Here is a 1,082-nt window from a genome sequence, read left to right on the forward strand (position 1 = left end):
CGAGCCGGTCGAACCTGATTCCGGCGCCCTTGGGCAGCAGCTTCCTGATCTCGACGTGGTTGCGCTCGCAGGCGCCCTTCTGGTCGCTGCGCCTGGGGTCGCAGTAGAACAGCCTCGTCTCGCCCGGCCCCTCGCCGAGCAGCGCCGCGATCGCCGCCTCGTCGGAGAACTCGGCGCCGTTGTCGGTGAGGACGGCGCGGAACACGCGGCGCGTCCCGTCGGCGCCGAGGATGGCCCGGACGCCCTCCAGGGCGTCCGCGACGCACCCGGCGGTCTTCTCCTCCAGCGGCAGCGCGAGCTGGAGCCTGCTGGGGCGGTGCAGCAGCGTGAGCAGGCAGGCGGAGTCCTCCCGGGCCCCCTCGACGGTGTCCATCTCCCAGGCCGCGGCGCACGCGTCCTCCCCGAGGGCGAGGAACGCGGCATGCGACCTGCGGGCGGAGTGGCGGGTCGCCGCCCGGCCCGCGGCGCGCTTCCTCGGCCTGTAGCCGACCTTGCGCCTGAGCTCCATGTTGGTCATGCCGTCGTAGCCCGCCGAGACCCAGCGGTAGATGGTCGACGGCGACAGGTCCACCGGGCCGCCGTTGCGCGCCGCCATCTGCTCGGGCGACAGCCCCCGGCGCAGGCAGTCCCTTATCGCCTCCAGCCTGGCCGCCGCGGCGGGCTCGTCGGCGTCTATCCCGCGCCTGGACGAGACGAGGACCGAGTCGGCGCACAGCTGCGCGGCCCGGGCCTCGTAGAAGACGTGGGGGCGGCGCTTGCAGCCGATCGCGCGGTACCGGCCGCAGCCGTTGCAGCATCGCGGCCACGCCGCCAGGCGCGGGCAGGCCGCCGACAGGTCGGCGGAGGCGTCCACGCGCTCGCCGCGCCTGGCCTTCGGCGCCGTCACGAACCTGTGCGACGCCACCTCGGCGCTCACCGTCGAGGGCGACCTGCCCAGCTCCCTCGCGATCTCCCTGCACGACGCCCTGCGCTCCAGCATCCTCTGGACCGTGTCCCGCTCGTGCCTCGTGAGCCTTCCGTAGGCCCTCGGGACCGCCCTTGCGGAGCCGCTCTTCTTCTTTCCGGACATGCCGTCCTCCGAT

1 protein-coding gene is annotated in these 1,082 nt (G+C 74.0%); it reads right to left on the reverse strand.

Annotated elements, in window-relative coordinates:
- A partial coding sequence (locus tag ACTQ1E_RS08810) for an IS30 family transposase (RefSeq protein ID WP_441565887.1) occupies positions 1-1,069 on the reverse strand: 1,069 nt, incomplete at its 3' end.
- Positions 1,070-1,082 lie beyond the last annotated feature (13 nt).

It is taken from the genome of Collinsella sp. LCP21S3_C7 (genome assembly GCF_052118485.1).
Classification (GTDB): domain Bacteria; phylum Actinomycetota; class Coriobacteriia; order Coriobacteriales; family Coriobacteriaceae; genus Collinsella.